At 67.8% G+C, this 23106-nt stretch carries 20 protein-coding genes and 1 tRNA gene; 7 read left to right on the forward strand and 14 right to left on the reverse strand.

Translation table 11 applies throughout. The features are described from left to right. Positions 1 to 23: 23 nt before the first annotated feature. The 6 genes from ACI1US_RS08735 to ACI1US_RS08760 all read left to right on the forward strand — a co-directional run bounded on the left by ACI1US_RS08735 (position 24) and on the right by ACI1US_RS08760 (position 5915). Positions 24 to 1583: an ABC transporter substrate-binding protein gene (locus ACI1US_RS08735; RefSeq protein ID WP_461639772.1), complete on the forward strand. Its 1560-nt coding sequence runs from the start codon at positions 24 to 26 to the stop codon at positions 1581 to 1583. Between the two features lie 73 nt (positions 1584 to 1656). Continuing rightward, the gene (locus ACI1US_RS08740; protein ID WP_461639774.1) at positions 1657 to 2592 is read left to right on the forward strand and encodes an ABC transporter permease; all 936 of its coding nucleotides are present in this window, start codon (positions 1657 to 1659) and stop codon (positions 2590 to 2592) included. A 1-nt stretch (position 2593) separates the two neighbouring features. After that, complete coding sequence (locus ACI1US_RS08745; protein ID WP_461639775.1) at positions 2594 to 3472, forward strand: ABC transporter permease; 879 nt, start codon at positions 2594 to 2596, stop codon at positions 3470 to 3472. Further along, positions 3469 to 4326 carry an ABC transporter ATP-binding protein gene (locus ACI1US_RS08750; protein ID WP_461639777.1) on the forward strand — a complete coding sequence of 286 codons (858 nt, stop codon included), beginning with the start codon at positions 3469 to 3471 and terminating at the stop codon, positions 4324 to 4326. The genes ACI1US_RS08745 and ACI1US_RS08750 overlap by 4 nt, the downstream gene beginning before the upstream one ends. Beyond that, positions 4310 to 5152: an ABC transporter ATP-binding protein gene (locus ACI1US_RS08755; RefSeq protein WP_461639779.1), complete on the forward strand. Its 843-nt coding sequence runs from the start codon at positions 4310 to 4312 to the stop codon at positions 5150 to 5152. The genes ACI1US_RS08750 and ACI1US_RS08755 overlap by 17 nt, the downstream gene beginning before the upstream one ends. 10 nt (positions 5153 to 5162) lie before the next feature. Next, positions 5163 to 5915 carry an enoyl-CoA hydratase/isomerase family protein gene (locus tag ACI1US_RS08760; RefSeq protein WP_461639781.1) on the forward strand — a complete coding sequence of 251 codons (753 nt, stop codon included), beginning with the start codon at positions 5163 to 5165 and terminating at the stop codon, positions 5913 to 5915. Positions 5916 to 5996: 81 nt separating this feature from the next. On the opposite strand, the gene ACI1US_RS08765 is transcribed toward ACI1US_RS08760, so the two are convergent. From ACI1US_RS08765 to efp, 13 genes are all read right to left on the reverse strand, one after another. Beyond that, a tRNA-Ile gene (locus ACI1US_RS08765) sits at positions 5997 to 6070 on the reverse strand. A gap of 177 nt (positions 6071 to 6247) precedes the next feature. Beyond that, the gene (locus tag ACI1US_RS08770) at positions 6248 to 8662 is read right to left on the reverse strand and encodes a choice-of-anchor Q domain-containing protein (protein ID WP_461639783.1); all 2415 of its coding nucleotides are present in this window, start codon (positions 8660 to 8662) and stop codon (positions 6248 to 6250) included. Between the two features lie 609 nt (positions 8663 to 9271). Then, positions 9272 to 10276: a DMT family protein gene (locus ACI1US_RS08775; protein WP_461639785.1), complete on the reverse strand. Its 1005-nt coding sequence runs from the start codon at positions 10274 to 10276 to the stop codon at positions 9272 to 9274. A gap of 217 nt (positions 10277 to 10493) precedes the next feature. Next, on the reverse strand, positions 10494 to 11396 hold the full coding sequence (gene gmk / locus ACI1US_RS08780) for a guanylate kinase (RefSeq protein WP_416549603.1): 903 nt from the start codon (positions 11394 to 11396) through the stop codon (positions 10494 to 10496). 18 nt (positions 11397 to 11414) lie between these two features. After that, a complete protein-coding gene (gene pyrF, locus ACI1US_RS08785) occupies positions 11415 to 12272 on the reverse strand; it encodes an orotidine-5'-phosphate decarboxylase (protein WP_416549613.1) in 858 nt (285 codons plus the stop codon). A 20-nt stretch (positions 12273 to 12292) separates the two neighbouring features. Continuing rightward, positions 12293 to 15604, reverse strand: a complete 3312-nt coding sequence (gene carB, locus ACI1US_RS08790) for a carbamoyl-phosphate synthase large subunit (protein WP_416549604.1) — start codon at positions 15602 to 15604, stop codon at positions 12293 to 12295. A 5-nt stretch (positions 15605 to 15609) separates the two neighbouring features. Further along, a complete protein-coding gene (gene carA, locus ACI1US_RS08795) occupies positions 15610 to 16818 on the reverse strand; it encodes a glutamine-hydrolyzing carbamoyl-phosphate synthase small subunit (RefSeq protein ID WP_416549605.1) in 1209 nt (402 codons plus the stop codon). Beyond that, entirely contained in the window at positions 16815 to 17345 is a 531-nt protein-coding gene (locus tag ACI1US_RS08800; protein ID WP_416549606.1) for a PH-like domain-containing protein, read from the reverse strand. The genes carA and ACI1US_RS08800 overlap by 4 nt, the downstream gene beginning before the upstream one ends. Beyond that, positions 17342 to 18736, reverse strand: coding sequence for a dihydroorotase (locus ACI1US_RS08805; RefSeq protein WP_416549607.1), 1395 nt, complete (start codon positions 18734 to 18736; stop codon positions 17342 to 17344). Before ACI1US_RS08805 ends, ACI1US_RS08800 begins: the two co-directional genes overlap by 4 nt. Before the next feature lie 10 nt (positions 18737 to 18746). Then, complete coding sequence (locus tag ACI1US_RS08810) at positions 18747 to 19700, reverse strand: aspartate carbamoyltransferase catalytic subunit (RefSeq protein WP_416549608.1); 954 nt, start codon at positions 19698 to 19700, stop codon at positions 18747 to 18749. Beyond that, positions 19697 to 20221 (reverse strand): bifunctional pyr operon transcriptional regulator/uracil phosphoribosyltransferase PyrR, encoded by a 525-nt coding sequence (gene pyrR / locus ACI1US_RS08815; protein WP_416549609.1) that lies wholly within the window; start codon positions 20219 to 20221, stop codon positions 19697 to 19699. Before pyrR ends, ACI1US_RS08810 begins: the two co-directional genes overlap by 4 nt. 143 nt (positions 20222 to 20364) lie before the next feature. After that, positions 20365 to 20781, reverse strand: coding sequence for a transcription antitermination factor NusB (gene nusB / locus ACI1US_RS08820; protein ID WP_416549610.1), 417 nt, complete (start codon positions 20779 to 20781; stop codon positions 20365 to 20367). Positions 20782 to 20783: 2 nt separating this feature from the next. Further along, on the reverse strand, positions 20784 to 21347 hold the full coding sequence (gene efp, locus ACI1US_RS08825; protein WP_416549611.1) for an elongation factor P: 564 nt from the start codon (positions 21345 to 21347) through the stop codon (positions 20784 to 20786). Positions 21348 to 21518: 171 nt separating this feature from the next. Between efp and ACI1US_RS08830 the strand changes: the two genes are divergently transcribed. Further along, positions 21519 to 22100: an acyl-CoA thioesterase gene (locus tag ACI1US_RS08830; RefSeq protein WP_416549612.1), complete on the forward strand. Its 582-nt coding sequence runs from the start codon at positions 21519 to 21521 to the stop codon at positions 22098 to 22100. Positions 22101 to 22222: 122 nt separating this feature from the next. On the opposite strand, the gene ACI1US_RS08835 is transcribed toward ACI1US_RS08830, so the two are convergent. Then, positions 22223 to 23062, reverse strand: coding sequence for a hypothetical protein (locus ACI1US_RS08835; RefSeq protein WP_461639790.1), 840 nt, complete (start codon positions 23060 to 23062; stop codon positions 22223 to 22225). Between the last annotated feature and the right edge of the window lie 44 nt (positions 23063 to 23106).

The following is a 23106-nucleotide window of genomic DNA, read 5'->3' on the forward strand; positions in this document are numbered from 1 at the left end:
CACCCACAGAGAGGTGTGCAACGATGCAACGACCCAAGAAACTCACCAAGGCACTACTCGCAGGAGCCGCACTCACGGCACTCACGCTCCCGCTGGCGGCCTGCTCGACAAGCCCTGACACCGGCGGCGAAGGCGGCGCGCTCTCGCAGCTCAGCGTCGTCATGCGGAACGACGTCGACACCTTCGACCCGTTTAAGAGCGCGGGCGAGGCCGGCGCAAAGCAGGTCTTCGACGCCGTCTACGACACGCTCGTGCGCGTCGACGCCGCAGACGCAAACGTTGCTGTCACCGGCTCGCTCGCTGAGGAGTGGGAGATGCGCGAGAACGGCGGCCTCTTCCAGCTGCGCGACGGCCTCACCTGCGGCGACGGCACCACGCTTGACGCGGCAGGCATCGCGCAGTCGCTCGAGCACCTCGCAGCGCCCGAGACCGGCGCACTCTACGCGAGCCGAGTCTTCGGCCCCGGCGGTCTCAAGGCAATCACCGCCGACACCGAGGCGAATACCATCGACATCGAACTCAACGAGTCGTACACCTACCTCCTTGAGGGGCTCGCCCAGGCCTACGTCGTGTGCCCGACCGCTTTCGACGACCTCGAGGCGTTGAGCTCGGCCCCCGCCGAGACCGGGACCTACACCGTGAACAAGATGAGCCGCGGCGAAAGCTACGAGCTCGTGAGCCGCGATACCCCCGTCTTCGAGCAGTCCAAGCTGCCCGCCACACTCGACCTCCGTGTCGTTACCGACGACACCACCCGCGCCAACCTGCTCGAGACAAGCGCGGTGAACATCAGTTCCGTACTCGGACGCGATGCCGAACGACTCAAAGGCTCGTTCGACGAGACCGACGGCCACGCGTTCATGTCTGACGCGCTGCTCTTCAACCAGACCGAAGGCCTCGCAGTGAACGACGTCGAGGTGCGGCGCGCGATCTCACTCGCGGTCGACAACGCGAGCTACACGAAGGCAGCAACGTTCGACCTCGGCACCCCCGCCGACACCATGTACACGCCGAACATGGCCTGCTACACGGAGGCGAACGGCAAGCTCACCACTGGATTCGACGTCGAGGCCGCAAAGCAGACCCTCAAGGACGCAGGCTACGGCGAGGGCGGCAAGCCGCTGAAGCTCCGGCTCCTCGGTATCGACACCCAGAACTCGGGCCCCGAGTACATCGCCGACGCGCTGCGCACCATCGGCGTCGAGGTCGAGGCGAACAAGGGCACCCTCGAGCAGGGCCTCGGTGTGCTCTTCGGCTCGGGCGAGTGGGACCTCATGGTCTTCCCGTACCCGGTGCCCACCCCGCTTCCCAGCGCGCTCGTGAACCAGATCAGCGGCGAGCTCGGCGAGACCCTCAACGTCGGCAACGTGCAGAACGCCGAGTACAACCGCCTCGTCGCAGAGGCCGCGGCCACCATGGGAGACGAGCGTTGCGCGCTCTGGGGCGAGGCTGAGGCCGCACTCCTCAGCAACGTCGACGTGAAGCCGATGACCTGGTCGAACGCGCTCTGGTTCTCAGAGGGTGTGCAGTTCAGCGCCGACTTCTACAAGGTCGACACGCGCACGATCGTCGCGGCGAAGTAGCCGGCGCGGCACAGCAGCACAGCAGCACAGCTACAGAGCAACACAGGCTGAATTCACTCACGAGGCGGGACACATGCAACACTGGAAAGACATAGCGGGCAGGGGTGCCCGCCTCGTGATCGTGCTCTTTTGCGTCGTCGTACTGACGTTCTCAATGGTGCACCTCATTCCGGGCGACCCGGCCCGGACCATCGCCGGGGCGCAGGCGGACCAGAGCGCAGTCGACATCGTACGGAAGGAGTTCGGGCTCGACCGGCCACTGCTCGAGCAGTTCACCTCCTACGTCGGCGGGATCTTCCAGGGCGACTTCGGGATGTCGTTTAAGACGCGGCAGCCCGTCGCAGACATCATTGTGCAGAAGCTCGCGCCGACGCTGTCGCTCACACTGGCCGCCGTGATCCTCATCGCGATCTTCGGCGTGCTGATCGGGCTGGTCTCTGGCATCGTCTCGGCGCGGCAGCGCCCGGGCTTCGACGTTGCGTTCTCGAGTATCACCGGCGCGCTTGCCGCGATGCCCCACTACCTCACGGCGACATTCCTCGTCTTTCTGTTCGCGGTGACCTGGAAGGTGTTCCCCGTTGCGGGGGCTGCGGGATTCACAGCACTGATCCTCCCCGCGATCGCGGTGTCGCTTCGACCGACCATGATGGTGGCGAGAGTCATCCGCGTACGCACGCTCGAGGTACTCGAGCAGTCGTATGTGCGCACCGCCTGGTCAAAGCGCACACGACCCTCGCGCGTCTATGTCAGACACGTCTTGCCGAACGCCGCGCCGGCGGGGCTCGCGCTCGGCGGCACCCTCTTCGCGAGCCTCATCGGCGGCGCCGTCGTCGTCGAGATCGTGTTCGCCCGCCCGGGGCTGGGCACCGAACTCATCCAGTCCGTCATCAGCGGCGACTACCCCGTGGTGCAGGGCATCACCCTGGTTCTCGGCACGAGCGTCGTGATCGTGAACATGCTCATCGACGTACTCATCGGCGTCTTCGACCCGCAAGCAAAGGAGGCATAGCGTGAAGAACCTGTTGCGCTCACCGAGCGGGATCATCGCGACCCTGCTCATCCTCGGCCTCGCCGCGCTCGCGGTGCTCGGGCCCACGGGCTTCGGGCCGTCGGCGACGACGGTAGACATGCTCCGCGCAAGCGAGGGGCCCTCCGCAGAGCATCTCCTCGGCACCGACGGTCTCGGCCGGGACATCCTCACCCGCACCCTCGCCGCCGCACGCCTCTCGCTCACCCTCGGGATCAGCGCGGTCGCGATCGCCGTCGTGCTCGGGTCCCTTCTGGGGGCATTGCTCGCCGCCTCGGGCCGCCGCGTCCGGACGATCGGTGCCACAATCATCGACACGATGCTCAGCTTCGGCGACATCCTGCTCGGCGTCGTCGTCGTCACCATCCTCGGTGTCGGGGCCCAGGGCGCGGTCATCGCGATCGGGATCGCCTTCACCCCGATCTTCGCCCGCTTCACCTTCGCCCTCGTGTCGTCCACGGTTGCGCGCGACTACGTCGCCGCGGCGCGGGTACTCGGGGTGAAGCGGCGCTCAATCCTCTCCCGTTACATCTTCAGAAACGTCTCCGACAGCATCATCGTGACGAGCTTCTCCGCTGTCGGCGAGGGCATCATCGCGCTCTCCTCGCTGAGCTTCCTCGGCCTCGGCGTGCAGGAGCCGCAGTTTGACTGGGGCCAGATGCTCACCGACGGCGTCCGCAACTTCTACCTCAACCCCTGGGCGGCGCTCGCGCCCGCGATCCTCATCGGGGTCACCGGCCTCGCGCTCTCCATGTTCGGCGACGCACTCGCAAAGGCGACAAACCCGCTGCTGCGCACGACGCAGCAGGCGCGACGCGCGCAGGCTGACAGCACAGCACCCGAGCAGAAGGTGACGACATGACCGACCCAGTTCTCAGCGTCGAGGGGCTCTCCATTTCGGCCGCTGGCACCGCACTCGTGCGCGACGTGTCCTTTCACGTCGCTCCAGGCGAGGTCGTCGGCGTCGTCGGCGAATCGGGCAGCGGTAAGACGCTCACCTCGCTTGCGATCGCCCAGCTGCTCCCCCGCGGCGTCGAGGCGCAGAGCCAGAAGCTCGAGCTCGCCGGGCGCGAGCTCAGCACGCTCAGCGAGCACGAACGCAGATTCCACCTCGGCACAAAGCTCAGCATGGTCTTCCAAGACCCGATGAGCTCGCTCAACCCCGCGATGCGAATCGGCGCGCAGCTCATCGAGGGCTCCCTCGCGCACGGCAGGCTCAGCCGCAGCGAGGCGCGAGACCGGGCCCTCCAGGCGCTCACCGACGTGCACATCCCCCGCCCCGAGCGCGTGCTCCGACAGCACCCTCACTCGCTCTCTGGCGGCATGCGCCAGCGGGTGATGATCGCGATGGCGCTCATGCAGCAGCCGGAGCTCATCATCGCCGACGAGCCCACGACCGCGCTCGACGTGACCGTGCAGGCGCAGGTGATGACGATCCTCAGCAATGTGAACCGCGAGCACGGTACCGCGATCCTCATGGTCTCGCACAACATCGCGCTGCTGTCGGAGATCTGCGACCGCGTGCTCGTCATGTTCCGCGGTGACCTCGTCGATGTGCTCAGCACCGACGAGCTACTCGCAGGCAAGGGCCACCCCTATACGCAGATGCTCGTGCGCGCCGTTCCCGACCTCGCAACTGACCGCGACCGGCCGCTTGCCACCATTGATGATCTGCAACACACGAACGAGGTGAACGCACATGGCACTGGAATTTGAACAGCTCGGAATCCGCTTCGGATCCGCGCGATCCCCCCTCACCGTGAGCGACGTGCACCTGCGCATCGAGCGCGGCTCGACCGTGGGTCTCGTCGGCGAGTCGGGCTCTGGGAAATCCTCGGTCGCGAAGGCAGGCGTGGGCATCAACCGGCTCGCGACCGGGCGCATCACGCTCGACGGCGAGGAGATAGCTTCGCCGAAGCGGCGCCTCACGCAGCCCGCAAAATACGGCGTGCAGCTTGTGTTCCAAGACCCGCGCACGTCGATGAACCCGAAGATGACGATCGGTGAGACCCTCCGGGAGGCCGCCGCGCTCTACCGCGGGCCAGACGGAGGCGCGTCGGCGCGCCCCACAGGGGACAGCTCGCGCGCCCCCGCCGGGGCCGGAGGCAAAGCGCTCGGCGAGCGCGCCCGTGAGCTCCTCGAGATGGTGCGGCTCGAAGCCGTGCACCTCAACCGCTACCCGCACGAGCTCTCGGGCGGCCAGCTGCAACGCGTCTCGATCGCCCGATCGCTCGCAACCGATCCGAAATACCTGCTGCTCGACGAGGTCACTGCGTCGCTTGACGTCTCGGTACAGGCGGCGGTGCTGAACCTCCTGCGCGAGCTGCAGCAGGAGCTCGGCTTCGCGATGCTGTACATCTCACACGACCTCTCTGTGATCCGCTACGTGAGCGAGCATGTCTACGTCATGCAGCACGGAAAGATCGTCGAGCACGCCGACGTGCACCAGCTATTCGAGCACCCCGAAACAGACTACGCCCAACAGCTGCTTCGAGCAGTGCCGCGACTTGGCGGCGGACGATGGCAACACCAGAATGCATAAGGAGACCCCGATGTCGGAGACAATTCAGGTTTACACCGAACGCGATGTCGCGATCATCAAGATCGACCGCGTGGAGAAACTCAACGCGCTCACGCAGACGATGCGGGTCGACATTGCGCGACACATCCGCGCATACGGGGCACCCGGGCAGGCGCGCGGTATCGTGCTGACCGGAACCGGCGCGGCGTTCTCCGCCGGCGAGGATCTCAAGGAGACCGGCGCGGAGAGCCTCGAACAGCTGCTCGGCGCGCTCGAGACCTTCCACGACATCACCCGCGCGATCCTCGAGAGCGAGGTGCCGGTCGTTGCCGCCGTGAACGGGCTGGCGGTGGGAGGCGCGTCAGAGGTCACGATGTCGTGCGACGCTCGCGTCGGAACCGAGCACAGCGCCTTCATGCTGCCCGAGAACCGCATCGGCATCACCATCTCCAACGGCTCAAGCATGTTTCTGCCACGAGTCGTCGGCAAGCACGCACGACGCCTCGTGCTCGAATCCCCCCGGGTGCACGCCGAGGAGGCCGCAGCAATCGGCCTGCTCGATTCAATTGTCTCGCCCGACGAGCTGCTCACCGCATCGGTGGATCTCGCGCACCGTTGGAACCCCGTCGGCGGCGCAACCGCGCTGCACCTGCGGCTGCTGCGCCCCACGCTCGCCGAGTTCGAGGCGGCTGTCGCGCGCGAGAACGAGGTCGCCGCGATGTCGTGGGATCAGGGAATCATCCAGGCAGGCCTCGAGCGGTTCTGGGCGAGCAAGCGGGCGTAACCCGAGAGAGCTGGCGCGGCCGCGACCAGGCGGGCGCAGCCCGTTCTCGGGCCCGAATGGCGGGGCAACGCGCAGGGAAAGTAGGGCGTGCGGGGCTTGAACCCGCGACCGACGGATTATGAGTCCGTTGCTCTAACCAACTGAGCTAACGCCCCTGGCAACCGATTTAGTCTATCGGATCGGTTGCCACTCCAGCCGCGATTCTCGTCCCGCCGTCGTGTCAGCTCGCGCTGCCCTGAGGGCCTGCTCGCGCTGTCACGAGGCACAGCTCGCTCTGTCACGAGGCACAGCTCGCGCTGCCGCTGCGGCTCAGCACGGGCCACCGCTGCGGCTCAGCTCGCGCCGCCGCCGCGGGCTCGCCTGAACGCTGTTTTCCCGAGCAGGCCCGCTCCGAACGCCGCGAGCAGCAGCGCGATCCCCGCGGCCGCGAGCGGCGCACCGCCGGTCTGCGCGATGCCGGAGGTCGGCGCGGCGGGATCCTTCAATCCCTCGCCAGCGTCTCCGTCTCCGTCACCCGGATCGGGAAGAGTCGGATCTGGGTCTGGCGTCTCCGCGGCAGTGACGGTGAGGACTGCACCCCCGCTGACCGCGGAGCGGCCAGCGGGGTCGGTCGCGGTCGCGCGGAACACATAACCGGTGAGCGCGAGTTCGCCAGGCACGGTCAGCGTCGACTCGTTCCCGACGGTGACGACGCGCCATGCCGCGGCAGTGCTCTCCCAGGTTTTTCCGCCGTCGTTCGAGACCTCCCAGGTGACCTCCGGTGCCGGGCTACCCGTCGTGGTCACCGAGAACTCAGCGGTCTTTCCCGCGGTGATCGAGACCGCCTTCGGGTCAGTAATCGTCGGGGCCGCCGGCAGCGCCGTGACGATGAACACTGTCAGCTCCCCAGGTTCAGCAACAGCTGCTCCGGGAGATACCTCGGTGATCGTCGCGAAGAAGGTCAGCGGGTCAAAGCTCGTGTTGAAAATGTACGTCGGCACCTCGAAGGTTTGGGTGGACGGGCCGCCCGGTTCGAAGGTGAGCACGGTATAGAGCGGCACGGGGTGCATGTCCTGGCCGGGAGTCGCGGTGCCGGCGGTCATATCGATCCTCACGGTCGCCCCGAGATCGTCCTCCCCGGGCGTGTAGGTGACCGGGATGACGGCCTTCTCCCCCGCCTGCACGGTGACGTTCTCACCGAGCGTCACCGTCCCGCCGCGAACCTCAACGGCACCGCGGTCGGGCTCCGCGCCGTAGACTCGGGCGAAGCCGCGCTGATCCAACGCCGGAAGCTCACCGCCGTCGAGCGCCGCGTCGATCGCGGGCGAGCCCCGCTCGGGGAGCACGGTGCGCGTCTTCCCCCCGTGATCGGCGAGCGCGGACAGCCGCATCTCTTCGTCAGCGACGACGTCGTTCCCAGCCGCCGGCAGCGCGCCGAGAGCGGTCACCGTGTTGTGGCTACCGGACACTGCGCCCGTGCCCTCGGCCACAACGGCCCCGGCTGCTGCCCCGCTGATGATCGAGTTCGTGAGGGCAAGCTCTTGCCCGCCGGCGGTGCCGGTGTAGAGGACTCCGCCGCCGACGAGCGTGACGTGATCGAGCGACGCCGACGAGGAGTCACCGAGCGAGAGGTGCGATTTGCCGTCGGGGTAACTCGTGACAAACGTGCTGTTGACGACGCGCATCCGGGCAGTCGCTTCAGCGGCGGTGGCGATCCCTGAGAAGCGCAGCGAGTGCGCGGGGCCATGTGTGCCCTTCCCCGTCTCGATCGTCACACGGTTGAGGTCGAACTCACCCTGGTGCTCGCGCACCTCCACGGGAGCGTTCTCCACGGAGGATGCGCTGTCCACGATCGCGACATCGGTGATCGCGACGTCGCCGTGCAGCCCCGAAACGCTCACGGCCCCGCCCGTCACGGTCGCGCTGTTCGCGATGGTCGTGTCGCTGAGCTGCACCGCCGGTACGGCGCGGCCCGCCGGCTGCGCGGCCCCGCCAACGAGGCGGAGCACTCCCGCCGCCGCCGTGCTCTGGGAGCCAGCGCCGGCGAACTCGAACGTGCTCCGCTCAATGACGACTCCCGCGTCGGTGGGGAGCTCGGCGCTGCCGATGCTCACCGCTGCGGGCGACACGAAGGAGAACACGCTGTCGGAGACGGCGAGCGGTGCGGCGAGCCGGTCCACCTGAATCACGCTCGTCTCCCGCGGGCTCGAAGTTTCAAGCTTCTCGAAACGGCTATCCGCGACGGTGATGCTACCGCGCGCGTCATCGAAGTGTAGGAAGCTGCCGCCGTCGGGGTAAATCTCCATGTCGGAGATCGTCACGTTGGAGATGGTGGTGGGCTCGTCCGTGGCCGCGATCCGGATGAAGCCGCCGTAGGCGTGTCTGCCCGTGAAGGTCACGCCGTCGAGGTTGATTGTCGCGCCGTTAGTGGCCGCGAGCGTCGTTCCGCGGTAGTCGGGGGCGCTGATGATCTTGGATCCCTCACCGCCCACAATCGTCACCGTCTCGGTGACCTCGAAGAGCGCGGTGATCGTCGTGCTCAAGCCGTCGGCAATGTGAATCGTGTCATGCCCGGGCGAGGCGTTCGCTGCCTCGATGGCCGCCCCAAAGCTCCCCGGCCCGTCATCGCCCGAGACAGTGACCTCGTAAGTGGCGACCGGGACCGCCGACGCGGGGGTCGCGCCCGGTACTCCGGCGGTGAGTCCGCCGGCGAGCAGCAGAACCGCAAGCGCTCCGGATCCGGCTATCTTCGCTGATGGTGCGCGCATTGGATTCCCCAGGTATCTGATTGCTGGTTAGGCTAACACGCTGCGAACCGGCGGCCTAGAGCTTTTTGCGCTGCTCTCTTGGTCGCTGCGGCGCCCAGCCATCGTGAGGCCTGGGGCGGCGGGCGGCCAACGGGCGGGGCGCGCGGTGGATGGGGATCACAGAAGCATCACGTTCGACGCACTGCCGCACCACAGCCGATATGGTCGAGGGCAGGGCTGCTGACAACGGCGTCGCCAGTCCGCCCTCTTGCACAGCTCGGCTCCGGATCCCACTCCGCCCCTGGGCCGCCACAGCTGTTCCCCGCCGTTGAGACCGCAGACATGAGCGTTCAGTACGCTCGTCTCGCGCGCCGCAGCCTGAGACGCCGCCGCTCTGCAATCGCGCTCCCCCACGTCAGCCCCCAACCCCCCGATTAATCCATTCCGACCCCTTTTCGGCCCTCGCAAGGGTCGGACTGAATTAATCGGGTCGGAGAGGATGCGGGGGACGGTCCCGGGACGCACTGAGCGCACGGCCGCCTCAGCTCAGGGACATTTCCGGCCGCTCCGAGCGGGCTGCCGGTCAGAAGTGAGGCACACCCAGACAGACCCGGCGCGAGCGCCGCGCGCTCAGGCCGCGGGGTTGGTGTCCGGGTCGACGGGCGTCGCCACGGGGATCTTGCCCGTGTGCGCGATCACCGATTTCCCGGACTGCGGGTGGAACCGCGAAATGCCGATCACGCCAATCATCGCTGTGATGCCGGTGATCACGAACACGACGGACACCCACATTGGCGCGTGCGCGGCCTCGCCGAGGATGATGATGCCGATGAACACGGCAACCATCGGGTCGATGACCGTGAGCCCAGCGACGACGAGGTCGGGCGGCCCCGACGAGTACGCATTCTGCACGAACAGCATGCCGAGCAGCGCTCCGGCGGCGAGGGCCGCGACGCACAGCCAGGTGAGCCACTCGAAGTCGCCCTGCTGCAGCCGCGAGATGACGACCTTCGCGAAGGTCGCGACGAAGCCGTACAGCACCCCGGCGCCGACGATATAGATGAGCGCGATGCCGCGGTGGCGGTAGAGCACAAAGAGAACGAGGGCGAGGATCAGCACTACACCGAACGTGATGAGGATCGCGATCAGCTTCACGTCGGTGACGACCCGGTCTTGCACGTTCATGGCAGCGACGAAGACGAACACCGCGATGCTCACGACCGCGAGTGCAATTGACGCGGTGACGCGTTTGCCGAGGCGGACGCCTGAGATCCGGGAGTTCAGCACGGAGGTGATGATGAGCCCAACCACGCCGATAGGCTGCACGATCGTGATCGGAGAGAGCGCGAGCGAGCCGAGCTGAAACACGACCGCGAGGCCAAGCAGCACCGTGCCGACCACCCAGGACGGGCGGCGCAGCAGGCTGAGCATGTGCCGCAGGGAGAGGCCCGCGTGCGCGCTCGCGCCGACGATGCGTTCGACCTTGTTCAGGCCGCGGGATTGATACTGGGCACCGAAGGCGAGCAGCGCTGCCCCGACGAGCGCCAGGGGGATGCCCCAGAACTGGCGCGGGTCGAGCTGGCTGCTCTCGACGACCTCTTGCAAGAAGCCACCGGCCCCGAATAAATCAATCACCCTGCAACGCTACCCGAATGCGGCCAGTGCCGCGCGCCCGCCGCGCAGGATCGACGGTCTCTGCCGGCAGAATCGCGGGCCGATCGACGGCGCTATGCGCCGACAGCGGCTCAGCGTGGCGAACTATGCGCCGACAGCGGCTCAGCGCGGCAGACTATGTGTTGCGGCCGCGGATCACTCGGCGAGTGATCCGCGGCGGCGCGCACAAAGTGGGTGGCTACTCGCCGCCACGCATGAGGTCGACGAGTCGGGCTGCAGCCGTCTCGACCTCATCATTCACGATGATCTCGTCGAACTCGTCGGCCGCCGCAAGCTCCACCTTCGCGGTCTCGAGCCTGCGTGTGCGTTCTTCTTCGCTTTCGGTGCCGCGCCCCACGAGCCGGCGGACAAGCTCGTCCCAGCTCGGCGGCGCGAGGAACACGAGTCGGGCGTCGGGCATGCTCTGCCGCACCTGCCTGGCACCTTGGAGGTCGATCTCGAGCAGGACAACCTCGCCGCGCGCGCTCGCGTCAACGACGGGGCCGCGCGGGGTGCCGTAGCGGTGCTTGTTGTGGACTGTCGCCCACTCGAGCAGTTCGTCGGCGGCGAGCATGCGGTCAAAGTCCTCGTCGGAGACGAAGAAGTAGTGCACGCCGTCGATCTCGCCGGGGCGCGGCGCGCGCGTGGTCGCAGACACGGAGAGTCGAACGTCGGGGTGGTTGTCGCGCACGAATGTGGCGACGGTGCCCTTGCCGACTGCGGTCGGGCCCGCGAGCACGGTGAGCGGCGGTCGTTCGCCGCGCGGCAGCGCGCCCGAGCGCTCGCGCACGAATGCTTCGAGGCGGTCGCGCTGCAGCGCACCGAGGCCGCCCAGGCGCTTGCGCTCGGAAATCTGCAACTCTTCGCGGATGCGGTCGGCCTTCACCTGCCCGATCGACGGGAACGAGAGCAGGTAGTCGGTGATGCGCAACGTGGCTGCGGCGTGCCCGGGCACCTTCGAGTACTCGAGCACCTTGAGCGGCGACATTTCACCGCCCCGGAGCTTGCGCTTGAGCTCGGCGCGCGCCTGGCGCGCCGCAACCGCAGCGCGATTCGCTGCGACCCGGTCTACCTGTGGCATTGCTGCCTGCTGCTTCGTCATGATCTCCCGTACGGCTCCTCAGTCATAGAGCGCCTCAGTGATGAGCCTTGCCTGCTCGCGAACGCGATCGGCGAGGCCAAGGCCTCCACCCTCAAGGATACTGCGCGATTCGTTGGCAAGCACTGCATGCCCGATTCCGCCGAAGATTTCGGCCGCGTCTTCGATGCGAGCGCCCTGATGTCCGAAGCCCGGGGCGAGCACGGGCAGCGCGGGTTCTGCGCGCACCGCGGTATCAATGCCGAAGTCTGCGAGCTTGAGCGTCGCACCGAGCACGACGCCCACGGAGCCCACGGTCTCCCCCGCGTGCTCACGCGCATTCCACGCGTTCGCGCTCGCGACCATCGACGCGGCGAGCGTCTGGCCGTCGCCGCGCACCGCGGTCTGCACCTCGCGCGCCTCGGGGTTCGAGGTCGCGGCGAGCACGAAGAGTCCCTTGCCGTGCTCGCGCACGAACGGGAACGCCCCGGAGAGCGTCTCGAAGCCCATGTAGGGTGCCACGGTCATCGCGTCGACCTCGAGCGGTGAGCCGGGCGCGAGCCAGGCCTCGGCGTAGGCGGCAAACGTGGATCCGATGTCCCCACGCTTCACGTCGCCAACAACGATGAGCCCGGCCGCACGCGCGTCTGCGAGCACGCGCTCAAGGGCGGCGAAGCCGGCGGATCCGAAGCGCTCGAAGAACGAGATCTGCGGCTTGAGCGAGGCCGCGACGCCGGCTGCGGCAGCGACGACGTCGCGGCCCATCCGCTCGGCGCCCGCGGCGGAGTCCTCAAGCCCCCACTCGGCGAGGAGCCCCGCGTGCGGGTCGACGCCGACGCAGAGGTGCCGGCCCGCGGCGAACTCCGCCGCGAGCCTGGCACCAAACGATGACACTGTCATACTGCCGGTCACCGCGCTCCTCAGACCGCGGCAGCAGCGAGGGCTGCCTGGCGATCCGATTCGTACTCCTGCAGCGACTTCACGTCGAAGCCCTTCTGCAGTGCGGACAGCGCGCCGACGGCTGCCGACAGCTCGGAGACTGTCGTGAAGATCGGTTTGTCTGCCGCGACGGCCGCAGCGCGGATCTCGTAGCCGTCCGCGCGGGCGGAGCTGCCCGACGGCGTGTTCACGACCATGTCGATCTCACCGTTGTTGATGAGATCCACGATCGTCTCGCCCTCGGCCTGCAGCGAGTGCTTGCGCACCGTCGTCGACTCGATGCCGTTGCGCGCGAGCACGACCTGCGTGCCCTGCGTCGCGAGCAGGGTGTAACCGAGCTCCTTGAGCCGGAGTGCGGGCAGCACCACGGAGCGCTTGTCTCGATCCGCAACCGAGAGGAACACGGTTCCCGAGGTCGGCAGCGAGCTGCCCGCCGCGGCCTGGCTCTTCGCGAACGCTGTCGGGAAGTCCTTGTCCATGCCCATGACCTCACCGGTCGAACGCATCTCAGGCCCGAGCAGCGAGTCGACGACGAGCCCCTCGTGGGTGCGGAAGCGCTTGAACGGCAGCACCGCCTCCTTCACCGCGATCGGCGCGTCGATCGGCGCGCGCGAACCGTCGCGCTCGGGCAGGAAGCCCTCGTCGATGAGCTGCTGGATCGTCTCGCCGGCCATGAGCCGCGAGGCGGCCTTGGCGAGCGGGATGCCGAGCGCCTTCGACACGAACGGGACGGTACGCGAGGCCCGCGGGTTGGCCTCGAGCACGTAGAGCACGCCCTGGCCGATCGCGAACTGCACGTTGAGGAGTCCGCGCACGCCGACGCCCTCGGCGATGCCGAGCGTTGCCTCGCGGACCTTTGCGATCTCGTCGTGGCCGAGCGTCACGGGCGGCAGGGTGCAGCTCGAGTCACCCGAGTGGACGCCCGCCTCCTCGATGTGCTCCATCACGCCGCCGATGTACAGCTGCTCGCCGTCGTAGAGCGCGTCGACGTCGATCTCGATCGCGTCGTCGAGGAAGCGGTCGACGAGCAGCGGGTGGCCGGGGCCAACGAGGGCGTGGCCCTCGATGCGCTCGAAGTAGCCGTGCAGCGAGTCGGTGTCGTAGACGATCTCCATGCCGCGGCCGCCGAGCACGAACGACGGGCGCACGAGCACGGGGTAGCCGATCTCCTCGGCGACGCGGATCGCGCCCTCCTTGTCGATCGCGGTGCCGTTGCGCGGGGCAAGCAGGTTCGCGCGGTCGAGGATCGCGGAGAATGCGCCGCGCTCCTCGGCGAGGTCGATTGCCTCGGGGGTGGTGCCGAGGATCGGGATCCCGGCGTCCTTCAGCGGCTGCGCGAGTCCGAGGGCGGTCTGCCCGCCGAGCTGCACGACGACGCCGAGGAGCTGGCCGGAGGCCTGCTCAGCGTGGATGACCTCGAGCACGTCCTCGAGCGTGAGCGGCTCGAAGTAGAGCCGGTCGCTCGTGTCGTAGTCGGTCGACACCGTCTCGGGGTTGCAGTTGATCATGATCGTCTCGTAGCCCGCGTCAGACAGCGCGAACGAGGCGTGCACGCACGAGTAGTCGAACTCGACGCCCTGGCCGATGCGGTTCGGGCCGGAGCCGAGGATGACGACCTTCTTGCGATCGCTGGGCGTGACCTCGGTCTCAAGGTCGTACGACGAGTAGTGGTACGGCGTGAGCGCCGGGAACTCGCCCGCGCAGGTGTCGACGGTCTTGAAAACCGGGCGGAGACCGAGCCCGTGGCGCAGGCCCCGGATCTCCGACTCGGAGACGCCGCGGATGCCGGCGAGCTGCACGTCGGCGAAGCCGTGATCCTTCGCCTCGCGGAGCACCTCGAGCGTGAGCTGCGGTGCGGCCGCGACGCGCTCGGCGATCTCGTTGATGAGCACGATCTGGTCGAGGAACCACGGATCGATTGCGGTCTCAGCGAAGACCTGCTCGATCGTGGCGCCGAGGCGCAGCGCCTGCTGCACGTCGACGATGCGGCCGTCGGTCGGGCGACCGATCGTGCCGAGCAGCTCGGCGACGCGCGCCTCCACGGCCTCCGGAGCAACCGGATCCCAGTGGAACGACGTGCCGCGCTTCTCGAGCGAGCGCAGCGACTTCTGCAGCGCGGTCGTGAAGTTGCGGCCGATCGCCATCGACTCGCCGACCGACTTCATGGTCGTCGTGAGGGTGTCGTCGGCGGCCGGGAACTTCTCGAACGCGAAGCGCGGGGTCTTCACCACGACGTAGTCGATCGACGGCTCGAAGCTCGCCGGCGTCACCTCGGTGATGTCGTTGGTGATCTCGTCGAGGCGGTAGCCGAGCGCGAGCTTCGCGGCGATCTTCGCGATCGGGAAGCCCGTGGCCTTCGACGCGAGTGCCGAGGAGCGCGAGACGCGCGGGTTCATCTCGATGACGATGACGCGGCCCGTCTTCGGGTCGATCGCGTACTGAATGTTGCAGCCGCCCGTGTTCACGCCGACACGACGGATGATGTCGATGCCGATGTCGCGGAGGTTCTGGTACTCGCGGTCGGTGAGGGTGAGCGCGGGCGCGACCGTGATGGAGTCGCCCGTGTGCACGCCGACGGCGTCAACGTTCTCGATCGAGCAGACGACCACGGTGTTATCCGAGGTGTCGCGCATGAGCTCGAGCTCGTATTCCTTCCAGCCGAGGATCGACTCCTCGAGGAGCACCTCGGTCGTCGGGCTGTAGTGCAGGCCGTCGGTGACGATGCGCACGAGCTCTTCCTCGGTGTAGGCGAAGCCCGAGCCGAGGCCGCCCATCGTGAAGGAGGGGCGCACGACGAGGGGGTAGCCGAGATCCTTCGCGTACTCCTTCGCTTCCTCGACAGTGTGCGCGATGTGCGAGCGGGCGACGTCCGCGCCCGACTCGAGCACGAGCTCCTTGAAGATCTGGCGATCCTCGCCGCGGTTGATCGCCTCGATGTTCGCGCCGATGAGCTCGACGTTGTACTTCTCGAGGATGCCGAGCTCGTCGAGCTCCATCGCCGCGTTGAGCGCGGTCTGGCCGCCGAGCGTCGCGAGGATCGCGTCGGGCTTCTCCTTGGCGATGATCGATTCGATGACCTCAGCGGTGATCGGCTCGACGTAGGTCGCGTCGGCGAAGTCGGGGTCGGTCATGATCGTCGCGGGGTTCGAGTTCACGAGGATGACGCGCACGCCCTCCTCGCGGAGCACGCGGCACGCCTGGGTTCCGGAGTAGTCGAACTCGCAGGCCTGACCGATGACGATCGGGCCGGAGCCGATAACGAGGACAGAGTTAATGTCTGTACGTTTGGGCATTCTTCTTAGGCTCCCTGGGTGGTCGAGTCAGCGGCTTCTGCGCGGTTCTGCACCAGCGAGCGGAAGCGGTCAAACAGGTAGATGGTGTCGTGCGGGCCGGCAGCGGCCTCAGGGTGGAACTGCACCGAGAACGCGGGGATGTCGAGGCACTCGAGGCCCTCCACGACGTTGTCGTTCAGGCTGTAGTGGCTCACCTGCACGCGGCCGAACCCGGCGGGCGAATCGATCTCGCCCTCGATGGGAACCTCGACGGCGAAGCCGTGGTTCTGTGCGGTGATCTCGACCCGGCCGGTGCGCTTGTCGAGCACGGGCTGGTTGATGCCGCGGTGGCCGAAGGGCAGCTTGTAGGTGTCGAAGCCGAGCGCGCGGCCGAGCAGCTGGTTGCCGAAGCATATCCCGAAGAACGGCATCCCGTCGCGCAGCAGCGCCGCCAACATCTCGACCTGGGCGTCGGAGGCCGCGGGGTCGCCGGGGCCGTTCGAGTAGAAGAGCGAATCCGGCGCGAGGGCGCGGATCTCGTCGAGCGTGGTGCCCGCGGGCAGCACCGTCACGTCGAAGCCGTGCTCGGCCAGGTACTGCACCGTCGAGCGCTTCACGCCGAGGTCGAGCACCGCGATGGATCCGACACGCTCAACGCCGTCAGCAACCGCGACGTCGTAGCGCTCAGGCGTCGTCACGACGGCCGAGAGGTTCTTGCCCGCCATGCTCTCCTGCTCGCGCACGATGGTGAGCTGCTCATCGTCCGAGAGCTCAAGCTCGGCTCCCGAGAAGACGCCGCCGCGCATCGCGCCAGCGTCGCGGATGCGGCGGGTGACCGCGCGGGTGTCGATGCCGGAGATGCCGACGACGTCGTGGCTCACGAGATCCTCATCGAGCGAGCGCTCGGCGCGGAAGTTCGAGATGCGGCGCGCAGGATCGCGCACGACAAAGCCGTCGACCCAGATGCGGTCGGACTCCATGTCGGCGTCGTTCACGCCCGTGTTGCCGATGTGCGGCGTCGTCATGACGACGATCTGGCCGGCGTAGGAGGGGTCCGTGAGGGTCTCCTGGTAGCCAGTCATGCCCGTCGAGAAGACGAGTTCGCCGAGCGTACGCCCGGTCGCGCCGTATGCTCGGCCGACGTAGCGGGTGCCGTCTTCAAGTACGAGCACGGCGGCTCCCTCTGGGCGTGCTGATGCCGGCGGCACCGTCACTTCGTTGGTCGTCGCGGTCACGCGTCCTCCTGGCTCGAGTGGTTGGTCTGGGAAGTATTCTGAGAAATCTCGCTCACTGCGGCGGCGAATCGTCGCTGCTCGGTGGGCGAGGAAAAGCGGAAGCTGGATTCGAGCTCACGTTCGCCCGCTGCCTGGCTCTGCCACTGCAGCAGCGAGAGGCCATCGCGCTCGACGATCTTGCCGATGCGGCCAGCGGCTGCGTCGGTGCCGCGCAGCTGCGCGGTCGCGATCTCGACCGGGCGCTCGCCCTGTACCGCGATCTCGACGCCGTCGCGGCGCACCGTGACATCGGCCCAGCCCTTGAAGGTGAGGCCGGGGATCGCGACGCGCTCAAGCGGCGCGCCCTTCGGCGTCGTCGACACGTAGCTCACGTGCGCGAACTCCGCCGCGACATCGCCCGCGAGGCCGAGCTCGGGCAGCGCGAGCGCGGCGTCTCGTCGCTTGCGCGCACGCCACGCGACCGCCATGAAGGTCAAGAGGCCTCCGGCAATGATGATCCAGATGACGAGAAACATGGTGCGAGTCATGCGTGTGCTCCGTTCTGGTGGGCCGCGGCGGCGACACGCTCCGCAGCAACAAGTTCGCCGCCCTCAAGCGTAAGGTACCCGCGCCGGATCGTGTGGGTGACGCGGCCGGGCAGCTCCATGCCGAGGAAGGGCGAGTTCTGGCTCTGCCCGTGCAGCCGGTCGAGGTCGAAGACGCTCGTGCCCGAAGGGTCGACGAGCACGATGTCGGCGGGCTGGCCGGCGTCGAGCGCGCTCGGGTGCTGCCCCTCGGCACCGACCGGAAGCCGGCCGATCTCGGCTGGCTTCTGCGAGAGCAGCGTCTCGAGCTCAGCCCAGCTCGCGTGGCCCGGCGCAATGAGCGAGGTGAGCGCGATCGGGAAGGCCGATTCGAGGCCGACCATGCCGAACGCGGCCGAGTCCCACTCGCACTCCTTCGCCTCGACCGGGTGCGGGGCGTGGTCGGTTGCGATGATGTCGATGAGCCCGTCAGCGACAGCCTGCCGGAGCGCGCGCACGTCTTCGTCGCGACGCAGCGGTGGGTTCACCTTGTAGCGGGCGTCGTAGCTGCGCGCGAGCTCCTCGGTGAGGATGAGGTGGTGCGGGGTGACCTCGGCGGTGACCTGGATGCCGCGGGCCTTCGCCCAGCGGATCACCTCGACCGAGCCGGCCGTCGACAGGTGGCAGATGTGCAGACGCGCGCCGACGTGCTCGGCGAGCAGCACATCGCGGGCGATGATCGATTCCTCAGCAACCGCGGGCCAGCCCTTCAGGCCGAGCTCGCTCGAGAGCGCCCCCTCATTCATCTGTGAGCCCTCGGTGAGGCGGGGATCCTGCGCGTGCTGCGCGATCACGCCATCAAAGGTCTTCACGTACTCGAGCGCGCGGCGCATGAGCAGCGGGTCGTGGACGCACTTGCCGTCGTCGGAGAACACGCGCACCTCGGCGCGCGACTGCGCCATCGCGCCGATCTCACTGAGCCGCAGCCCCTCGAGATCCTCCGTGACCGCGCCGATCGGGCGCACGGTCGCGTACCCGGCGGCGTCTCCCAGTGCCTTGACCTGCTCAACGACGCCCGCAGTGTCCTGCACCGGCAGCGTGTTCGCCATCGCGAAGACTGTCGTGAAACCGCCTGCCGCGGCCGCGCGGGTGCCGGTGAGCACCGTCTCCGACTGTTCGAAGCCGGGCTCGCGCAGGTGCGTGTGGAGGTCGACGAAGCCGGTGAGCGCGACGAGGCCGTCGGCTTCGATCACGCGCTCCCCCGCCTGCGGTGCGAGCTCACCAGCTGCGGCGCGCTCGACGATCCGGCCGCCTGCAACGCGCAGATCCACCGGAGCTGCGGTCGCGACATCGGCCCCGCGCTCGGTGAGATCTGCGGCAAGCCGGGCACCGCGGATGAGAATACCTTCAGACATGACTTCTCCTTCAGCCTTCAGTTCGTTCGCCAGACAGCAGCAAGTACAGGCAGGCCATGCGCACGGACACACCGTTCGCGACCTGCTCAAGCACGGTCGAGCGCGGCGAATCGGCGGCGCCCGATGAGATTTCGAGCCCGCGGTTCATGGGGCCCGGGTGCATCACGATCGCGCGCTCGCTCAACGTTGCAAGCCTGCGGTCGTCGAAGCCCCAGTTGCGCGCATACTCGCGCTCGTTCGGGAAAAACGCGGCGTGCATGCGCTCGGTCTGGATGCGCAGCATCATCACGACGTCGGGGTGCTCGGCGCGCAGGGCGTCGTCGAGCGAGTGGTAGATCGAGACCGGCCAGTCGCGCACGCCGAACGGCAAGAGCGTCTCGGGGGCGACCAGGCTGACCTTCGCGCCGAGCGCGTTGAGCAGCCAGAGGTTCGAGCGGGCCACGCGCGAGTGCGCGATGTCGCCGACAATGACGACCGAGACGCCGTCGAGGCCGGCCCCCCGGCTCGCGTCACCGTGCAGCCGGCGGCGCATCGTGAACGCGTCAAGCAGCGCCTGCGTCGGGTGCTCGTGCATGCCGTCGCCCGCGTTGAGCACGCCCGCGTCGATCCAGCCGCTCGAGGCGAGCCGCGAGGCCGCCCCGCTCGCCGGGTGGCGGATGATCACGCCGTCTGCACCGATCGCCTGCAGCGTCTGCGCGGTGTCCTTGAGCGACTCGCCCTTGGAGACCGAGCTGCCCTTCGCGCTGAAGTTGATGACGTCGGCCGAGAGCCGCTTGGCGGCCGCCTCGAACGAGATGCGGGTGCGCGTCGAGTCTTCAAAGAAGAGGTTGACGACGGACTTGCCGCGCAGCGTCGGGAGCTTCTTCATCTCGCGCTGCTGCGTGGCCGCCATGTCCTCGGCGGTGTCGAGGATGAGGATCGCGTCGTCTCGGCTCAGTGTGCGTGTGTCGAGCAGGTGCCTCACGAGATTGTCACCGAGTCCTCCCCGTCGTGCTCCGTGAGCTTCACGGAGATGCGCTCCTCGCGGGAGCTCGGGAGGTTCTTGCCGATGTAGTCGGCCCGAATCGGGAGCTCCCGGTGCCCGCGGTCGATGAGCGCGGCGAGGCGCACAGCCTTCGGGCGGCCGTGGTCGCCGAGCGCGTCGAGCGCGGCGCGCACGGTGCGGCCCGAGTAGAGCACATCGTCGACGAGCACGACAGTCTTGCCGTCGACGCCGAAGGGCATCTCGGTGGGATGCGGTGTGCGCGTCGGGTGCTGTGCGAGGTCGTCGCGGTACATCGTCACGTCGAGACTGCCGACGGGAACCTCGACGCCCTCAATGCGGGAGATGTTCTCGGCGATGCGGCGCGCGAGCATCGAACCGCGGGTCGGGATACCGACGAGCAGGAGATCGCGAACGCCCTTATTCGCCTCAATAATTTCATGCGAGATTCGGGTCAAGGCCCGCGAAATCTCGGCTCCGTCAAGAACCATTCGCGTGGTCATTCACCGCCCCCCTTCCGCGCCTCACGGGACGCTGTTAAAGAAAAGCTGTTACGGCTAGAGTCTAGCGCACCGCCAGGCTCGCTCGCGCGCCCGACACGGGGGCGGTGCGCGCGAGCGGCCGCGGGCTGTGCCGCGGTGGCTGCCTAGGCTTTCGCGTGCTCCGCGATCTTGCCGAGCACGCCGTTCACGAAGCGGCTCGAGTCGTCCGTCGAGTACTCTTTCGCGAGCCCGACGGCCTCGTTGATCGCGACCGGGGCCGGAACCTCGGGGTTGTGCAGCATCTCCCAGGAGGCGATGCGGAGGATCGCGCGATCCACGTTCGGCATCCGGTCGATCGTCCAGCCCTGCGCGTAGCTCGCGATGAGGTCGTCGATCTCCTCGCGGTGATCGGTCACCCCATCAACGATTTCGCGGGCGTACAGCCAGGAGGCGACGCGGTCGGGCTCGCCGGCCGCGCGCTTCGCCTCGGCTGCGACGATCTCCATGACCGGAACGTCGAGGACGTCGGCCTGGAACAGCATGTCAAGGGCGCGCTTACGCGCCTTCGTACGAGCGGACACGCCTAGTCGTTTACGCGGCCGAGGTAGTCACCCGTGCGGGTGTCAACCTTTACGCGGGTGCCAGCGTCGAGGAACAGCGGAACCTGGATCTCGGCCCCGGTCTCGACGGTTGCGGGCTTGGTGCCACCGGTCGAGCGGTCGCCCTGCAGGCCCGGCTCGGTGTAGGTGATCTCGAGCGTGACCGAAGCGGGCAGCTCGAGGTAGAGGGGCTCGCCTTCGTGGAGGCCGATCTGCACCTGCTGGTTTTCGAGCATGTACTTGTGTGCGTCGCCGACAACGTTCGGGGTGACGGTGATCTGGTCGTAGTCGGTCATGTCCATGAACACGAAGTCCACGCCGTCCTGGTACAGGTACTGGAAGTCACGACGGTCGACCGTTGCGGTCTCGATCTTCGTGCCAGCGTTGTAGGTCTTATCGATGATCTTGCCGGAGACGATGTTCTTCTGCTTGGTGCGGACGAATGCGCCGCCCTTGCCTGGCTTGACGTGCTGGAACTCGAGGACGCTCCAGAGCTGGCCTGCCTCCTTGATGACGGTGCCATTCTTGATATCGTTCGAGGTTGCCATGCGGTGATCTCCAAAGCCTGAGTGAAAAGTTCATGCGCCGTGCGCGCCGATCCATCCTACACCCAGCTCCCCACGCTCTCGCACGAAGAACTCAGCGCGGCGAGCACCGCTCGTTGCAGCGATTCGACAAACAATATGGCACGCCGCCCGTGGCGTCATAGGCTCGCAGTCATGCATATGCTCCCTCGTACGCTCTGGCATCAACTCTTTGTCGGCCCGCGCGGACCAAAACTCGGTTTCACTGACGTCTCCCGCTCGCAGTTTCGTGTGTGGCCGACAGACCTCGACATTTTGCGGCACATGAACAACGGCAAGTACCTGTCGCTCATGGATGTCGGCCGGTACGACCTCATGCAGCGCAACGGGGTGCTCGACATGTTCAAGGCCGAGGGCTGGTACCCGGTGGTCGTGAACCAGACGATCTCGTACCGGAAGTCGCTGAATCCCTGGATGAAGTTCACGATGGAGTCGCGCATTCTCGGCATCGACGACCAGGCTGTGTACATGGAGCAGCGATTCGTACGGCCTGCGCCCGCGAGTTCGGGCATCGCTGGCGAGCCCGAGATCTACGCACGCGCGGTGGTGCGGGCCAGGATCCTGCGCCGCTCGGGCGGCGTCGTGAAGATGGACGAGATCATCGAGAAGAGCGGGGTCGACCCGGCCACCCTGCACGTGCCCGAGGCGTACCTCGAGTGGGGCGCGACGACGAAGCTGCCGTCGACCCGCGCGGATACCCCGAGCGTCTGGGAGTAGCGCCCCGCCCGCATCTCGACCACCCCGATTCATCGAGTCCGACTGTTGCACGGCCCGTACAAGGGTCGGAATGGAAAAATCGGGGCAGCGGAGGTGGTCGGGGGCAGGTTTGAAGCGCGCGTTCAGCCGATCGGCGGGCGCGCGCCCAGGTGCGGTCCCTGATTGCCCGTCTCGCGCGTGTTCACGCGCACGCTGCGGTCAGTCGAGTCGAACAGCTCGCGCGCGGCGAACCTACCGCTGCCGACCGCGCCGTGCACCCAGGTGAAGCTGCTGCTGTCGACGGGCGGCTCCCCCGCCGCGATCTGCATGAGCTGCAGCATGAGCAGCTCCGGCAGGCTCGGGTGCGGCCCGTGCGCGTGGCTGAGGCCCACGAGCGGTGGCTTGGAGCCGGCTGGGATGAGCCTGAGCGTCCATTCCTGTCCGCCCTCGTGCGCGCTCGCAGCACCGCGCGGCACCGCGTCAAGCACACCAAACTCCGCGACGACCTCGGGCGCGAGCACGAGCGGGGCCGCGAGCGAAAGCGGGCTCGCGGGCTGCCGGGCGGCCGCACGGAAGAGGATCGTCCAGCGTGCCGCCCCGAGCCCGTACGGCGCAGGAACCGGCACGAGCGTCGGGTCGGCCATGAGCGCCCGCGCGAGTGTCGCGTGGTCGATTCCCTGCTCCCAAAACGCCTCGGGTTCGGGCACGGTGAGCCCCGCCCAACCCGCAACTGTCCGGGCGAGGGCGAAGGCACGCTCGAAGCGATCCGCTTCCTGCCCCTCGACGCCAGCAAAGGCTGCTCGCCCGAAGTCGCCCTCACGGGCTGACCGCGCGGCCGCGGCGAGCAGGTGTTCAAGCTCGTCGGCGGGAGCACCCCCACCGCCCTGGCGCTGCGACTGCGCGAGCGCTCCATCGAGATCCTCAGCGAGCTCAGCAAAGAGCAGGCGAGCGAGCTGTGGGTGTTCTCCGGGTGCAGATGCCATGGTGGTTCCTCCGCCACCGAGCTTAGCGGGCCACAGGGCTCCCG

This window comes from Leucobacter sp. BZR 635, assembly GCF_048061935.2.
In the GTDB taxonomy this organism is placed as follows: Bacteria; Actinomycetota; Actinomycetes; order Actinomycetales; family Microbacteriaceae; genus Leucobacter.

What these genes read in the sequence shown, in the direction of transcription:
- ACI1US_RS08735 (WP_461639772.1), top strand. Translation starts at nt 24, where the DNA reads ATGCAACGACCCAAGAAACTCACCAAGGCACTACTCGCAGGAGCCGCA.
- ACI1US_RS08740 (WP_461639774.1), top strand. Translation starts at nt 1,657, where the DNA reads ATGCAACACTGGAAAGACATAGCGGGCAGGGGTGCCCGCCTCGTGATC.
- ACI1US_RS08750 (WP_461639777.1), top strand. Translation starts at nt 3,469, where the DNA reads ATGACCGACCCAGTTCTCAGCGTCGAGGGGCTCTCCATTTCGGCCGCT.
- ACI1US_RS08755 (WP_461639779.1), top strand. Translation starts at nt 4,310, where the DNA reads ATGGCACTGGAATTTGAACAGCTCGGAATCCGCTTCGGATCCGCGCGA.
- ACI1US_RS08760 (WP_461639781.1), top strand. Translation starts at nt 5,163, where the DNA reads ATGTCGGAGACAATTCAGGTTTACACCGAACGCGATGTCGCGATCATC.
- ACI1US_RS08770 (WP_461639783.1), bottom strand. Translation starts at nt 8,662, where the DNA reads ATGCGCGCACCATCAGCGAAGATAGCCGGATCCGGAGCGCTTGCGGTT.
- gmk (WP_416549603.1), bottom strand. Translation starts at nt 11,396, where the DNA reads ATGACGAAGCAGCAGGCAGCAATGCCACAGGTAGACCGGGTCGCAGCG.
- pyrF (WP_416549613.1), bottom strand. Translation starts at nt 12,272, where the DNA reads ATGACAGTGTCATCGTTTGGTGCCAGGCTCGCGGCGGAGTTCGCCGCG.
- carB (WP_416549604.1), bottom strand. Translation starts at nt 15,604, where the DNA reads ATGCCCAAACGTACAGACATTAACTCTGTCCTCGTTATCGGCTCCGGC.
- ACI1US_RS08800 (WP_416549606.1), bottom strand. Translation starts at nt 17,345, where the DNA reads ATGACTCGCACCATGTTTCTCGTCATCTGGATCATCATTGCCGGAGGC.
- ACI1US_RS08805 (WP_416549607.1), bottom strand. Translation starts at nt 18,736, where the DNA reads ATGTCTGAAGGTATTCTCATCCGCGGTGCCCGGCTTGCCGCAGATCTC.
- pyrR (WP_416549609.1), bottom strand. Translation starts at nt 20,221, where the DNA reads ATGACCACGCGAATGGTTCTTGACGGAGCCGAGATTTCGCGGGCCTTG.
- efp (WP_416549611.1), bottom strand. Translation starts at nt 21,347, where the DNA reads ATGGCAACCTCGAACGATATCAAGAATGGCACCGTCATCAAGGAGGCA.
- ACI1US_RS08830 (WP_416549612.1), top strand. Translation starts at nt 21,519, where the DNA reads ATGCATATGCTCCCTCGTACGCTCTGGCATCAACTCTTTGTCGGCCCG.
- ACI1US_RS08835 (WP_461639790.1), bottom strand. Translation starts at nt 23,062, where the DNA reads ATGGCATCTGCACCCGGAGAACACCCACAGCTCGCTCGCCTGCTCTTT.